The sequence below is a fragment of the Streptomyces sp. NPDC004561 genome (genome assembly GCF_053602155.1).
In genome coordinates this window covers 13,521-28,769 of the sequence record NZ_JBSGDB010000057.1, presented here as the reverse complement: position 1 = coordinate 28,769, position 15,249 = coordinate 13,521, and the positions used below count along the sequence as shown (strand labels likewise).

General features: G+C 71.6%; 10 protein-coding genes. All 10 read right to left on the bottom strand.

Translation table 11 applies throughout. From position 1 onward, the window contains the following. A partial coding sequence (locus tag ACWEN3_RS10940; RefSeq protein ID WP_452968429.1) for a sarcosine oxidase subunit delta family protein occupies nt 1-1,621 on the bottom strand: 1,621 nt, incomplete at its 3' end. Between the two features lie 11 nt (nt 1,622-1,632). After that, nucleotides 1,633-2,865, bottom strand: coding sequence for a sarcosine oxidase subunit beta family protein (locus ACWEN3_RS10935; protein ID WP_452968427.1), 1,233 nt, complete (start codon nt 2,863-2,865; stop codon nt 1,633-1,635). Then, entirely contained in the window at nt 2,862-4,145 is a 1,284-nt protein-coding gene (gene glyA, locus ACWEN3_RS10930; RefSeq protein ID WP_452968424.1) for a serine hydroxymethyltransferase, read from the bottom strand. The genes ACWEN3_RS10935 and glyA overlap by 4 nt, the downstream gene beginning before the upstream one ends. A gap of 104 nt (nt 4,146-4,249) precedes the next feature. Beyond that, nucleotides 4,250-6,688 (bottom strand): GcvT family protein, encoded by a 2,439-nt coding sequence (locus ACWEN3_RS10925; protein WP_452968421.1) that lies wholly within the window; start codon nt 6,686-6,688, stop codon nt 4,250-4,252. Between the two features lie 203 nt (nt 6,689-6,891). Further along, nucleotides 6,892-7,857, bottom strand: a complete 966-nt coding sequence (locus tag ACWEN3_RS10920; protein WP_452968418.1) for an ABC transporter substrate-binding protein — start codon at nt 7,855-7,857, stop codon at nt 6,892-6,894. Between the two features lie 13 nt (nt 7,858-7,870). Beyond that, nucleotides 7,871-9,844 carry an ABC transporter permease gene (locus ACWEN3_RS10915; RefSeq protein ID WP_452968416.1) on the bottom strand — a complete coding sequence of 658 codons (1,974 nt, stop codon included), beginning with the start codon at nt 9,842-9,844 and terminating at the stop codon, nt 7,871-7,873. Next, nucleotides 9,844-10,935 carry a quaternary amine ABC transporter ATP-binding protein gene (locus tag ACWEN3_RS10910; RefSeq protein WP_452968414.1) on the bottom strand — a complete coding sequence of 364 codons (1,092 nt, stop codon included), beginning with the start codon at nt 10,933-10,935 and terminating at the stop codon, nt 9,844-9,846. The genes ACWEN3_RS10915 and ACWEN3_RS10910 overlap by 1 nt, the downstream gene beginning before the upstream one ends. A 20-nt stretch (nt 10,936-10,955) precedes the next feature. Further along, on the bottom strand, nt 10,956-12,425 hold the full coding sequence (locus ACWEN3_RS10905) for an aldehyde dehydrogenase family protein (protein WP_452968411.1): 1,470 nt from the start codon (nt 12,423-12,425) through the stop codon (nt 10,956-10,958). A 165-nt stretch (nt 12,426-12,590) separates the two neighbouring features. Then, nucleotides 12,591-13,427 (bottom strand): 5,10-methylenetetrahydrofolate reductase, encoded by an 837-nt coding sequence (locus ACWEN3_RS10900; RefSeq protein ID WP_452968408.1) that lies wholly within the window; start codon nt 13,425-13,427, stop codon nt 12,591-12,593. A 3-nt stretch (nt 13,428-13,430) separates the two neighbouring features. Continuing rightward, a complete protein-coding gene (gene betA / locus ACWEN3_RS10895) occupies nt 13,431-15,101 on the bottom strand; it encodes a choline dehydrogenase (protein ID WP_452968405.1) in 1,671 nt (556 codons plus the stop codon). Nucleotides 15,102-15,249: the final 148 nt, after the last annotated feature.

Sequence of the window (15,249 nt, the reverse complement as noted above, 5' to 3'; positions counted from 1 at the left end):
CCACGGCCTGCCGGCAGCCGTCGGGGACGAAGGTGCCGAGCACGTCGTCGTGGCGGAGCCTGCCGCCCGCCTGGCTGAACAGGTGGGCGACCGGGTTCCAGCCGCCGGAGACCAGCAGCAGGTCGACGGCGAACTCCCGCTGTCCGGCGCTCTCCCCGTACCGGGCGACCGTCACGGCGGTGAGGCGGTCCCCGCCCCGCGTGCCGCTGACGGCGTGCCCGGCCAGCACCTCGATTCCGGCGGTCAGGGCGCGCTCGGCCCACTCCCCCGGCTCGGGCCGGGTGTCGGCGACCGCCGCGATGTCCACTCCGGCCGCCGCCAGGTCGAGCGCGGCGGCGTAGGCGCTGTCGTTGGTGGTGAACACGACCGCGTGCCGTCCGGGCAGAACGGCGTACCGGTGCAGGTAGGTGCGGGCCGAGGCGGCCAGCATCACGCCGGGCCGGTCGTTGTCCCCGAACGCCGGCGACCGCTCGTGGGCGCCGGTCGCGAGGACCACGCGCCGGGCGCGGATCCGCCAGACCCGCTCGCGGGAGACCTGGGCCGGGGCCTCGGCGCCGAGGTGGCCGGTACGGCGCTCGACGGCGAGGAGGTGGTTGTCGTCGTAGTGGCCGAAGACGGTGGTGCGGCTCAGGACGCGTACCTCGGGGGCCGCTTCGAGCCGCGCGCGTGTCGCCGCGACCCAGTCGAGGTGTTCGCCGGTGCCGAGCAGACTGCCGCCCGCTTCCGGCTGGTCGTCGGCGAGGATGACCCGTGCTCCGCTGCCCGCGGCGGCCGCGGCCGCCGCGAGGCCGGCCGGTCCGGCGCCGACGACCAGCAGGTCGCAGTGCGCGTGTACGGCGTCGTAGCGGGCGGGGTCGGGTTCGGTGGCGAGGCGTCCCTGGCCGGGGAGGCTGCTCGCGACCAGGCCGTCGTGGAGCTCGACGGTGGTGGCGGGGAGCATGGGCTCGGGGAAGGGGGCCTCGATCTGGACGACCGCGTTCGGTTCCTCGACGCCGGCCGAGAAGATGCCTCGGGGGCGGCCGAGCCTGATGCTGGTGGCGGCCTTGACGACACCGTTGGCCAGGAGGGCGGAGGCCAGGGTGTCGCCGCGGTAGCCCTCGTATGCGGTGCCGTCGAAGGTGAAGGTGAGGGGGGTGCCGCGGTCGATGCGGCCGCCGGTGGGGGTGCGGAACGGATGGCCACCGGCGGAGCCGCCGATGGATGCGCCCCCGCCGCCCCTGCCCGTGCCGTCCTGAAGGGGCTCCGCCTCTTCGGCCCCGCCGGGGACCCCGCCCTCGGACCGCCCTTCGGCGTCGATCACCGCACGGGCCGGTGGCGCTGGACGCGAGGTGATTGGGCGCGGCTCGACCGTTCCCGGACGCGGCTCCCCCACCCGGTAGACGGCGAGGATCTCGTTCGTCGACGTGTCCCGCACCGCGTTGAACCACCTGCGGCAGCCCGCCGCATGGCTCCACCGCTCGGCGAACGGGCCCTTGGGGTTGTCGCGGAAGAAGAGGTACCGCGCCCACTCCAAGTCGGTGAGGGCCGCGGGGTCCTCGGGGTAGGGCACATGGGCCTGGCCGCCGTAGTGGAACTCGGCCTCGTCACGGGGCCCGCACCACGGGCAGGGGATGAGCAGCATCGTTCGGCTCCCTAGTGGGCCACCGCGGCCGCGCCGTGCTCGTCGACGAGCGCGCCGGTGGTGAAGCGGTCGAGCGAGAAGGGGGCGTTGAGGGGGTGGGGGGCGTCGTGGGCGATGGTGTGGGCGTAGACCCAGCCGACGCCCGGGGTGGCCTTGAAACCGCCCGTTCCCCAGCCGCAGTTGAGGTAGAGGTTGCCGACCGGGGTGAGGCCGACGATGGGCGAGGCGTCCGGGCTGACGTCCACGATGCCGCCCCAGGTGCGCAGCACGTGGGCGCGGGCGAAGACGGGGAAGAGTTCGAGGGCGGCGGACATCTGCTCCTCGATGATGTGGAACGCGCCGCGCTGGGTGTAGGAGTTGTACGCGTCGATGCCGGCGCCCATCACCAGTTCGCCCTTGTGCGCCTGGCTGACGTACACATGGACCGCGTTGGACATCACCACGGTCGGGTGCACCGGCTCCAGGAGTTCGGAGACCAGCGCCTGCAACGGGTGGCTCTGGAGCGGGAGTTCGATGCCGGCCATGGCGGCGAGGACCGAGGTGTGGCCGGCCGAGCACAGGGCGACCTTGCCGGCGGCGATCGGGCCGAGGTTCGTGCGGACGCCGACCACCCGGCCGCCGGCCACGTCCAGTCCGGTGACCTCGCAGTTCTGGATGATGTCGATGCCGGCGGAGTCCGCGGAGCGGGCGAAGCCCCAGGCCACGTGGTCGTGTTTGGCGATGCCGGCGCGCGGCTGGTAGGTGCCGCCGAGGACCGGGTAGCGCACGTCGGGCGAGACGTTGACGATCGGGCAGACCTCTTTGACACGCTCGGCGTCCAGCCATTCGGCGTCGACGCCGTTGAGCCGGTTGGCCTCGACCCGGCGGACGCTGTCGCGGACGTCCTGAAGGCTGTGGGCGAGGTTCAGGACGCCGCGCTGGGAGAAGAGGATCGGGTAGTCCAGCTCCTCCTCCAGGCCCTCCCACAGCTTGAGGGCGTGCTCGTAGATGCCGGCGCTCTCGTCCCACAGGTAGTTGGAGCGGATGATCGTGGTGTTGCGGGCCATGTTGCCGCCCGCGAGCCAGCCCTTCTCCAGGACCGCGACGTCGGTGATGCCGTGGTTCTTCGCCAGGTAGTGGGCGGTGGCCAGGCCGTGGCCGCCGCCGCCCACGATCACCACGTCGTACGACCGCCTGGGCTCGGGGGTGCGCCAGAGCCGGTCGGGGTGCTCGGGCAGGTCGGCGCCGGGGGTGCGGGGGGTCATCGGACGTCTCCGTCTTCCGAGAGGTGCGGGTAGAGCGGGTGCGCGGCCGCGAGCGTCTCCGTGCGGGCGCGCAGGGCGGGTACGTCCGGCCCGGGCCGGAGGGCGAGGGCGATCACGTCGGCGACCTCGGCGAAGTCCGCCTCGGTGAAGCCCCTGGTGGCCAGTGCGGGCGTGCCGATGCGCAGGCCGGAGGTGACCATGGGCGGGCGCGGGTCGAAGGGGACGGCGTTGCGGTTGACGGTGATGCCGATCTCGTGGAGGAGGTCCTCCGCCTGCCGGCCGTCCAGGGGCGAGTCCCGCAGGTCGACGAGGACGAGGTGGACGTCCGTGCCGCCGGTCAGGACCTTCACCCCGGCCGCGGCCGCGTCGGGCCGCGTCAGGCGCTCGGCGAGGATGCGGGCGCCGGCCAGGGTGCGGGCCTGGCGTTCGGCGAACTCGGGCGTTGCCGCCACCTTGAAGGCGACCGCCTTGGCGGCGATGACGTGCTCCAGCGGGCCGCCCTGCATCCCGGGGAACACCGCCGAGTCGATCTTCTTGGCGAGGCCGGCGTCGTCGGTGAGGACGACTCCGCCGCGGGGACCGCCGAGGGTCTTGTGCGTGGTGGTGGTGACCACGTGGGCGTGCGGGACCGGGCTCGGGTGGAGCCCCGCCGCCACCAGACCCGCGAAGTGCGCCATGTCCACCATGAGGAGGGCGCCGACGTCGTCGGCGATCCGGCGGAAGGCCGCGAAGTCCAGCCGCCTCGGGTACGCCGACCACCCCGCGATGATCATCTTGGGGCGGTGCTCCTTGGCGAGCCGTTCCACCTCGTCCATGTCGACGAGGTTGTCGGCCTCCGTGACGTGGTACGGCACCACGTCGAACATCCTGCCGCTGTAGTTGACGCGCATGCCGTGGGTGAGGTGGCCGCCGTGCGCGAGGTCGAGACCGAGGATCGTGTCGCCGGGCCGGAGCAGGGCGAAGAGGACGGCGGTGTTCGCCTGGGCGCCCGAGTGCGGCTGGACGTTGGCATGGGCCGCGCCGAAGAGGGACTTGACGCGTTCGACGGCCAGCCGCTCGGTGACGTCGACGTGCTCGCAGCCGCCGTAGTAGCGGCGGCCGGGGTAGCCCTCGGCGTACTTGTTGGTCGCGACCGAGCCCTGCGCCTCCATGACGGCGGTGGGCGCGAAGTTCTCGGAGGCGATCATCTCCAGGGTGGACTGCTGGCGGTGCAGCTCGGCGCGGAGGGCGGCGTGGACCTCGGGGTCCAGCTGCGCCAGCGGCGTGTTCAGCGCGTTCATACGGGGATTCGCGTTCCTCTCGGCGGCCTCGGCGACGTGGGCGACGAGCCCGTGCTCGGTACGTATGAGTTTCCGGCTGACCTGGCGGGAGCGCCCCGGTTCACTCAGCCGCGGAGACGGGACATCGGCGGGTCGAACAGCGGCTCCTCGGCCACGACCGCCGCCACGCGCTGGTCGAAGTAGCCGATCCGCAGGGCGGTCCCGGGCACGGCCAGCTCAGCCGGCAGCCACGCATAGGCGATCCCCTTGCCGATCGTGTAGCCGTACGCCGCGCTGGTGACGTGGCCGACGGCGCGCTCGCCGTCGTACACCGGCTCCTTGCCCATGACGACGGCCCGGGGGTCGTCGATGGTGAGGCAGGTCAGCCTGCGCCGTACATCGGCCCGGCGGCGCTCCAGCGCGGCCTTTCCGATGAAGTCGTCCTTGTCGGGCCTGACGGCGAAGCCGACGCCGGCCTCGTAGGGGTCGTGCTCGAAGGTCATGTCGGTGCCGAAGGAGCGGTAGCCCTTCTCCAGGCGGAGGCTGTTGAACGCGCCCCGGCCGGCGATGATGCCGCCGAGCGGCTCGGCCGCGGCCCAGAGGGTGTCCCAGAGCTTCGGGCCGAGGTCGGCGGTGGTGTACAGCTCCCAGCCGAGTTCGCCGACGTACGACAGCCGCATCGCGGTGACCGGGACGCTGCCGACGTGGGCGCGCTGGGCGCGGAAGTACTTCAGGCCCTCGTCGGAGAAGTCCGCGTCGGCGAGGGGCTGCAGCACCTCGCGGGCGAGCGGCCCCCACAGGCCGACGCAGCAGGTGCCGGCGGTGATGTCGCGGACCTGGACCCTGCCGTCCGCGGGCAGGTGGCGGGTGAACCAGTCGAGGTCGAGGTTGCCGTTGGCGCCGACCTGGAAGTGGTCGCGGGCGAGGCGGGCGACGGTGATGTCGCTGCGGATGCCGCCGTCGTGGTCCAGCAGCAGCGTGTACGTGACCGAGCCGACGGACTTGGCGACCTTGCCGGTGACCAGCCGCTCCAGGAAGCCGGCGGCACCGGGGCCGCTGACCTCCAGGCGCTTGAGTGCCGTCATGTCGTACAGGGCGACGGTCTCGCGGGTGACCTGGGCCTCGGCTCCGACGATGGGCGACCAGTAACGGGCGGCCCAGTCGTTGGGGGTGGGTATGGCGCGGCCCTCGACCAGGGGCGCGTTGGCCTCGTACCACTGGGGGCGCTCCCAGCCGTTCGCCTCCAGGAAGAACGCGCCGTGCTCCTGCTGGCGGGCGTGGAAGGGGCTGGTGCGGATCGGGCGCGGCCTCCCGGAGGGCTGGAGGGGGTGGAGGATGTCGTAGACCTCGACGAAGTTCTGGCAGTCGCGGGCCAGGACGTACTCCGGGGAGAGCTGGTGCGGCTCGAAGCGGTTGACGTCGCACTCGTGCAGGTCGAAGGAGGAGCAGTAGCCGTCGACCAGCCATTCGGCGACGGCCCGGCCGACGCCCGCTGAGTGGGTGACCCACACGGCCTCGGCGACCCAGAAGCCCTTGACGTCAGGGGACTCGCCGAGCAGCGGGTAGCCGTCGGTGGTGAAGGAGAACAGGCCGTTGATGCCCTCCTCGACCTTGGCCTCGCGGGTCGCGGGCAGCAGTGACTGGGTCTCGGCCCAGGCCGGGTCGAAGTCCTCCTCGGTGAACTTCAGGACCGAGGGCATCTCCTCGGCCTCGTCCACGGAGAGGATGTCGTCGGCGGAGACGGGCATCGGGCGGTGGCCGTAGTAGCCGATGCCGAGGCCGTCGAAGCGGTCGCGGTAGTAGAGGTCGGCGTCCTGGTGGCGCAGGATCGGGCGGACGGCCTCCTCGGTCTGGCCGGCGAGGGCGGGCACCGGGCCGGTCCAGGCGAGCTGGTGGCCGAGCGGGGTGAGCGGCAGGTTCATCCCGGCCATGCGGGCGATCCTCGGGCCCCAGATGCCGGCGCAGCACACGACGATGTCGGCGGGGATCTCGCCCTGGTCGGTCAGGACGCCGGTGACGCGGCCCTCGCTCTGCCGGACGTCGAGGACCTCGTGCCGGGCGAGGAAGCGCACACCGCGTTCGGTGGCCCGGCGGATCTGGGCCTCGACGGCCAGGACGGCCTTCGCGAGGCCGTCGGTGGGGACGAAGAGGCCGCCGAGGATCCTGCCGCGGTCGACCAGCGGGTGGCGCTCCACGCACTCGTCCGGGGTCAGCAGGCGCGCCTCGATGCCCCAGGCGGTGATCCAGCCGTGGCGCCGGTGGAGTTCGGCGAGGCGCTCGGGGCTCGTCGCCACTTCGAGTCCGCCGACCTGGAGGAAGCACGGCTCGCCGTCGACGTCGAGGGAGCGGAACTTCTCGACCGTGTAGCGGGCCAGCTCGGTCATGGTCTTCGAGGGGTTCGTCTGGAAGACCAGGCCCGGCGCGTGCGAGGAGGAGCCCCCCGTGGCCGGGAGGGGGCCCTGGTCGACCACGGTCACCTCGGTCCAGCCGAGGGCGGAGATCTCGTCCGCCAGAGCCGCTCCCACGACGCCCGCTCCGATGATGACCACTCGGGGTCCCGCCATTGCCCAACCTCCGAACTTGAGACCGGTGCAGTTGCTTTCTGCGCAACGTAGTTCAGGTTGCGCAACTCAATGTGCCCGCCTCCGAGGAGGGGTGTCAAGGGGTCGTGTGACGTCGGAGAACGGCCCCGGAACACGGCAACGCCCGGCGGGCGGTGCGCACCCCTGCGCACCGCCCGCCGGGCGTCCCGGACCGGCCCGCTGGGCTACTTCAGCCAGGCGTCGACCTTGTCGCGGTTCGCGTCGACCCACTTCTTGGCCGCCGCGTCGTCCGACATCTTGTCCACCGCGATGTACTTGGCCACGGTGTTCTGGTCGTCGTTCGTCCAGTGGAACTTCTTCACCAGTCGGTACGCCGGACCGCCCGACCCGGCGAACTTCGCGCTGACGATCTTGTCCAGGTCGTAGACGGGGTAGTCGCAGGCCACCTTCGCCGCGTCGGCGTCGCAGCCCGTCGTGTACTTGGGCAGGCCGACCTTCACCAGGGGCACCTCGGACATGAACCACTGGGGCTCGTAGAAGTAGCCGATCAGCCACTGCTTGTTCTTCTCGGCCGTTCTGAAGGCCTGGATGAGCGCGGTCTCGCTGCCCGCGTACACCACCTTGAAGTTCAGCTTCAGATTCTTGACCAGGGCGGCGTCGTTGGTGACATAGGACGGGTCCCCGTCGAGCAGTTGCCCCTTGCCGCCCGACTCGGACGTCCTGAACCGGTCGGCGTACTTGTCGAGGTTGCGCCAGTCGGTGATGTCCGGGTGCGCCTTGGCCAGCCACGGCGGCACGAACCAGCCGATGACGCCCTTGTTGCCGGTCGAGCCCGCCTCGACGGCCGTCTTCTGCCCGGTGATGTACTTCTTCTTCAGGTCGTCGTGGCCCCAGTTCTCCAGCACGGCGTCGACCTCACCCGTGCCGAAGCCCTGCCAGGCGATCTCCTCCTTCAGGTCCTTCTTGTCGACCGTGCAGCCGAGGTCGTGCTGCGCCACGTACGCGACGACCGCCGCGTCCGCCTCGTAGCCGACCCACGGGTTCACGGCCAGGTTGAACGTGCCGCACTTGCCGCCCGAGCTCTTCGAGCCCGCGGAGGAACTGTCGCCGACCTTCGCCCCGCCGCACGCCGTGAGGGTGAGGCCGAGGACGGCCAGGCCGGCCGCGCCGGCTCGCCAGTGTCTTGCCATGGTGTCCTGCTCCTTATGCCCTGGTGCGTCGCGCCGCAGCCTGAGTGATCCGGTCGAACATGACTCCGAGCAGTACGATGGCGAGTCCCGCCGCCAGCCCCTTTCCGTACAGCTCTCCCTGCGAGAATCCGGCCACGACGTCGTAGCCGAGGGCGCCCGCCCCTACCAGGCCGCCCACCACAACCATCGACAGCACGTAGATCAGCCCCTGGTTGGTCGCGAGAGTCAGGGCGCCGCGTGCCATCGGCAGCTGGACCTTGGTGATGATCTGCCAGGTGTTGCACCCGGCCGAGGTGGCCGCCTCCACGGTGGCCTCCGGCACGTTCCGCACCCCGTCCGCGATGATCTTGATCGCAACGGGGGCCGCGTAAACGACGGCCGCGACGATGGCCGTGAACCGGGTGGCCCCGAAGAGGGCCAGGAACGGCACGAGATAGACGAACGGCGGCATGACCTGTGCGGCGTCCAGAGTGGGCCGCACCAGCCGGTCCACGAGCGCGCTGCGTCCCATCCACACGCCGAACACGGCGCCGAACAGCATCACCAGCACCGTGGCCACGGCGGTCGAGGCGAGCGTGGTCATGCTGTCCGACCACAGGCCCGTACCGACGAGCAGCCCGACGCACACGGCGGCCGTGACCGACGCGCGCCATCCGCCGAGCACCGCGCCGAGCGCCACCAGGGTGACGCCGACGAGCCACCACGGGGAGTCGGTGAGCAGCGTCTGGAACGGGTTGAGCAGACCGTTGGTGAGGGCGTCCCGCAGGCCGTTGGTCACTCCGGAGAGATGGTCCTGCAGCCAGGTGGTCGTGGTGTCGGCCGCGCTCGCGATGTGGCTGCCGGTGCTGCCGGTGCCGGGGAAGTCGGCCGCCCACACATAGGTGTGGGACAGATAGACCAGGACGGCGGCCGCGATCCCGCCCGCCACCAGCAGCGGCCGGCGCCACTTCAGGAGGTGGCCGCCCGTGCGGCGGGCCGTCTCCGTGCGCGCGGCCGCGGCCGTGGTGACCCGGTCGAGCACGATCGCCATGACGACGATGGCGAGGCCGGCGTTGAAGGCGGTGCCCACGTCGAGCGACTGCAGGGCCTGGACGACGGTCTTGCCGAGGCCGGGGGCGTCGATCAGGGCCGCGATGGTGACCATGGCCAGGGCGGCCATGATGGTCTGGTTGACGCCCATGACCACCGTGCGCCGGGACATCGGCAGCAGGACCTTCAGCAGTTGCTGCGACCGCGTCGCGCCGAGGGAGTCGGCCGCCTCGACGGTGGTCTCGGGCACCGAGCGGATGGCGTGCGCGGTGATCCGGATCGCGGGCGGTGCCGCGTAGATCACCGTGGTGATCACCGCGGAGGCCCCGCCGATGAGGAAGATCAGGGTCAGCGGGGCGAGGTAGACGAAGGTCGGCATCGTCTGCATGAAGTCCAGGAAGGGCGTCATGATCCGGTTGAACCGGTCGGACAGACCCGCCCACACGCCGAGCGGGATGCCGATCAGCAGCGCCACGAGGACCGCCGACAGCGTCAGCGCCAGGGTGTCCATGCTCTCCTGCCACAGACCCTGGAGCCCGAAGAAGGTGAAGCCGGCCACGGCCAGCAGCGCGACCCGCCAGTTGCCCACGGCCCAGGAGACGTAGCCGGTGAGTCCGACGACGCCGAGCCAGCCGATCTGCGGGACCGGCCGGCCGCCGGTGGGCTGGGAGATCAGGGACTGGACGAACGTCACCAGGTTGTCGATGACCAGCCGGATCTCGTTGAAGAAGTACAGAAAGAGCGGGTTGGAGTTGCGGTTGGCTCCGATGGTGTCGTTGACGTCGTTCAGCCAGCGGTGCAGGCCGGTGAGGTCGGCGGCCGCGAGCGTGAGCGTCTGCCGGCCGCGCAGCACGGCGAAGAGCACCAGCCAGGCGACCAGGATCCCCGCCACCACCATGGGGCGGCCGGGCTTCGTGCGGACGGCCGCGCCCGGCGCGGTCGCGTCGGCGACGGCCATCACGCACCGCCTTCCCGACCGGCGACGACCGCGAGGATCTCCTCGTCGCCGACGATGCCGAGCAGCTTGCCGTTCTCGACGACCTTGACCGGCTTCTCGGCGGCGAGCACCGCCCGGGTCGCTTCGCGCACCACGACGTCCGGCCCCAACTCGGGCCCGTCGAGGGCGTCTTCGGGCGCGGCGGGACGCATGATCCAGCGCAGGGTGAGGACGTCGCCGCGCGGCACGTCCTTGACGAAGTCGCGTACGTAGTCGTCGGCGGGGGCGCCGACCAGTTCGTCGCCGGTGCCGCACTGCACCGTCCTGCCGTCGCGCATGATGAGGATGCGGTCGCCCAGCTTCAGGGCCTCGGAGAGGTCGTGGGTGATGAACACCATGGTCTTGCCCACCTCGTGGTGCAGGCGGATGACCTCGCTCTGCATGTCGCGGCGGATCAGCGGGTCGAGCGCGGAGAACGGCTCGTCGAAGAAGAGGACGTCGGGGTCGCCGGCGAGGGCGCGGGCGAGGCCGACGCGCTGCTGCATGCCGCCGGAGAGCTGATCCGGGTAGGAGTTCTCGTACCCGGCGAGGCCCACCAGTTCGACGACCTCCAGCGCCTTCCTGGTGCGCTCGGCCCTGCCCATGCCCCGGATCTCCAGGCCGAACGCCACGTTGTCGACGACCCTGCGGTGCGGCAGCAGGCCGAAGTGCTGGAAGACCATGGAGAACTTGCTGCGGCGCAGTTCGCGCAGCCGCCCGGCGTCGGCGCCGCGGATGTCCTCGCCCTCGAAGACCACCTCTCCGGCGGTGGGTTCGATCAGCCGGGTCAGACATCGCACCAGGGTCGACTTGCCGGAGCCGGACAGGCCCATGACGACGAAGACCTCACCGGGCGACACGTCGAAGCTGACGTCGCGTACGGCGGCCGTGCATCCGGTGCGGTCCATCAGCTCGCGGCGGGTGAGCCCGCACAGCTCCTCGGAGCCCGGCACCTCGTCGGCCTTCGGCCCGAACACCTTCCACAGCCCGCGCACGGAGATGACCGGGGTGCGCTCCTCGGGGTCCTTGGACGTGTCGCGCCGCTGCGACACCTCGGTCTGTGCTGGGGTCATGGTCGACCTCTTTTCGGCGGTCAGCCGCGGAACCAGTGCTGCGGCCGGGGTTGGATGTTCTGCCAGACGTGCTTGGGCTCTCGGTACTCGTCCAGGCCGGTCGGCCCCAGCTCACGGCCCACGCCCGAATGCCCGAACCCACCCCATTCCGCTTGCGGCACATAGGGGTGGTAGTCGTTGATCCACACGGTGCCGTGGCGCAGCCTGCGCGCCACCCGCTGGGCCTTGCCCGCGTCCTGCGTCCAGACGGCTCCGGCGAGGCCGTACTCCGTGTCGTTGGCGATGCGGACGGCGTCGTCCTCGTCGCGGAAGCGCTCGACGGTGAGCACGGGGCCGAAGGACTCCTCGTGCACGACCCGCATGTCCTGCCGGCACTCGTCGAGGACGGTGGGCGGGTAGTAGAAGCCGTTCGCCAGCGCGGGGTCGCCGGGGCGGGCGCCACCGCAGCGCAGGACGGCGCCCTCGGCGAGCCCGGCGGCGACGTATGCCTCGACCTTCTCCCGGTGCTGTGCGGAGATCAGCGCACCGGTGTCGGCGTCGGGGTCGAAGGGGCCGCCCAGGCGGATGAGGCGGGCGCGGCGCACGAGTTCGTCGACGAAGGCGTCGTGCAGGCGGTCCTCGACGACGAGGCGGGCGCCGGCCGAGCAGACCTGCCCGGAGTGCAGGAAGACGGCGGTGAGCGCGAAGTCGACGGCGGTCTCGAAGTCGGCGTCCGCGAAGACGACGTTCGGGTTCTTGCCGCCGAGTTCCAGCGCGACCTTCTTCACCGTCGCCGCGGCGGTGGCCATGATGTGCCGACCCGTCGACAGGCCTCCGGTGAAGGACACCATGTCGACGGCCGGGTCCTCGGACAGCGGCGCGCCCACCTCGGCGCCGGCGCCCAGCACGAGATTGGCGGCGCCCGCCGGGAGCCCCGCCTCCTGGAGGGCCCGCATCAGCAGGATCGAGGTGGAGGGGGTGAGTTCGCTGGGCTTGAGCACGACGGTGTTGCCCGCGAGCAGCGCCGGCGCGACCTTCCAGGAGGCTTGCAGCAGCGGGTAGTTCCAGGGGGTGATCAGTCCGCAGACGCCCACGGGCTCGTAGGTGACCCGGCTGAGGGCGTCGTCGCGGCCGGTGTCGATCACGCGGCCTGCGGCCGTGCCGGCGATGCCGCCGTAGTAGCGGAAGCAGGAGACGACGTCGGCGATGTCGTACTCGCTCTCGACCAGACGCTTGCCGGTGTCGAGGGACTCGGCGCGGGCGAACTCCTTGGCGTCGCGCTCGAGGATGCCGGCGGTGCGCAGCAGCAGCGCGCCGCGCTCCCGTTCGGGGGTGTGCGGCCAGGGGCCGTCGTCGAAGGCGCGCCGGGCCGCGGCGATCGCCGCCTCCGTGTCGGGGCGGGTCGCCTCCGAGACCGTCGCCACGAGCGTGCCGTCCGCCGGGCAGCGGATCTCCCGGTGGCCGCCGGCCACCGGGGCGCGCCATTGTCCGTCCACATACAGATCTGCCACGCGCCGCGCCCTCCGAACAGAATTCGTTGCGCATCGTGCACTGAATTGCTTGTGGTGGAACACCCTGGCCGACCGCACTGACAGCCGTCAAGGGGTCGGCAGATGCCGATTCGGCCAAGGAGCGCAGGCGTTCACCCGCCCCGCGCACCCGTTCCCCCGCGGGCCTCAGCCGCCCAGCCGGTCCAGCAGGCCACGGCGCCAGCGCTCCGTCTCCGCGATCTGGTTGAAGGTGAAGAGATGGAGCCCGGCCACCGCCGCCGACGGCCCGGTGAACGCCGGCGCGCCGCGGGGGAGCAGCCGGTCCGGGTCGTATCCGCCGGGCGCCGCGAACCGCAGGAACCAGGAGGGGTGCCGGGTGAGGAAGCGCGCCGACTCCCCCACCCCGATCCTCGCCGCCATGGACAGCAGCTTGGCCCGCTCGACGGGTCCGGCGACGCCGACGTACACGGGCAGTGCGACGGCGCGGCGCCGGATCCGGGCGATCCAGTCGCCGAGCACGCGCGGGTCGAAGCACAGGTTGCTGACGATGTACGTGGCGTGCGCCCGCTTGTCCCACATCGACTGGACGGTGACGTCGTCGTGGATGAGGGGATGGCTCTCCGGATAGCCGGTGATCCCCGTCTGCGCGAAGGGCCTGCCCAGGTCGCTCAGCGCGCGCAGCACCGGCAGCGCCCCGTCGTACGGCCCGGCCGGCGGATCGGCGTCGCCGGCCGGGACGAAGACGTCGTCGACGCCCGCCGCGCGCAGCCGCTCGGCGACGTCCTTCAGGTGCGCGTCGTCCCGCAGCAGCCGCGCGGGCACATGGGGGACGACGCGGTATCCGTGCGCGGCGAGCCGCTCGGTGAGACCGAGCGTCGGCTCCAGCCCCCTGACCGGCGACGCCGTGACCGTGACCACGACGTCGCGGGGCACATGGGCGAGGACCTTCCCCTCCGTGGCCCCGGCCGGCAGCACCTCGTAGCGGACGCGGGCGAGCAGCGCCCGCAGCGCCTCGGCGTCCAAGGCCTACCCGGCCTGCTTCTGGGCGTCGCGGTGGCGGTAGTAGGCGGCCTTGGAGGGCCGCAGGGGCTCGTTGCCGAGGATGAGGTCGGCGGACTTCTCGGCGATCATCATCACCGGCGCGTAGATGTTGCCGTTGGTGACGTACGGCATCACCGACGCGTCCACCACGCGCAGCCCCTCCAGGCCGTGCACCCTCATGGTCAGGGGATCGACGACGGACATCCCGTCGGTGCCCATCTTGCAGGTGCAGGAGGGGTGCAGGGCGGTCTCGCCCTCCTTGGCCACCCAGGCGAGGATCTCCTCGTCCGTCTCGACCGCGGGCCCGGGCGAGATCTCGCCGTCGTTGTAGGGGGCGAGCGCCGGCTGGCCGAGGATGCGGCGGGCGACGCGGACGGCCTCGACCCACTCCCGGCGGTCCTGCTCGGTGGAGAGGTAGTTGAAGCGCAGCGCGGGCCGTTCCCGCGGGTCCGTGCTCCTGATCTTCACCGAGCCGAGGGCGTCCGAGTACATGGGCCCCACGTGGACCTGGTACCCGTGGCCGCCGGCCGGCGAGGAGCCGTCGTAGCGGACCGCGACCGGCAGGAAGTGGAACATCAGGTTGGGGTAGTCCACGTCCTCGTTGCTGCGGGCGAAGCCGCCGGCCTCGAAGTGGTTGGTGGCCGCGGGCCCCTTCCCGAACAGCCACTGCAGCCCGATGAGGGGCGCGCGCCACTTCGCCATGTACGGCTGCATGGAGACGGGCTGCCTGCAGGCGTACTGGACGTACACCTCCAGGTGGTCCTGCATGTTCTCGCCGACGCCCGGCAGGTCGTGGACGACGTCGACACCGAGGGCGGACAGCTCGGCGGCATTGCCGACCCCGGAGAGCTGGAGCAGCTGCGGCGAGTTGACGGCGCCGCCGCACAGGACGACCTCGCGGGCCCGGACCTGCTGGGCCGCGCCCTTGCCGCGCCGGTACTCGACGCCGACGGCCCGGCTGCCCTCGAAGAGCACCCGGGTGACGAGGGCGCGCGTGCGCACCGTGAGGTTCGGCCGCTTCATCGCGGGCTTCAGGTACGCCTTGGAGGCCGAGAGCCGGCGCCCGCGGTGGACGTTGCGGTCGAACTTGGCGAAGCCTTCCTGGCGGTAGCCGTTGACGTCGTCGGTGGGGGCGTAGCCCGCCTCCTGGGTGGCCTCGAGGAAGGCGGTGAACAGCGGGTTGGTCGCGGGCCCGCGCTCCAGGACGAGGGGACCGTCGTGACCGCGGAACTCGTCGTCGGGGTCGGCCGCGAGGCAGTTCTCCATCCGGCGGAAGTACGGCAGGCAGTGGGCGTAGTCCCAGGTCCCCATGCCCGCGTCGGCGGCCCAGCGCTCGTAGTCCATGGGGTTGCCGCGCTGGAAGATCATCCCGTTGATGCTGCTGGAGCCGCCGAGCACCTTGCCGCGGGCGTGGTAGATGCGCCGGCCGCCCATGTGGGGCTCGGGCTCGGACTCGTACTTCCAGTCGTAGAAGCGGCTGCCGATGGGGTAGGTCAGCGCCGCCGGCATGTGGATGAACACATCCCAGGGGTAGTCGGAGCGGCCCGCCTCCAGCACGAGCACCCGGTTGCCGGGGTCGGCCGAGAGCCGGTTCGCCAGTGCGCTGCCGGCCGATCCACCGCCGACGATGACGAAGTCGTACTGGAGGGGAGCCATGGTGCCTCGTCTCGCTCGCGCCGTCGATACGCGGGGCATGCTAGTACGGGTATCGCAATGCGCACTAGGTTGCGAACCGCGCAACTTGCAAAGGCCTTTGTTTCCCTCCGGTTTCTTGCAACTGCGTTGTTTACTACGCGTATAGTTC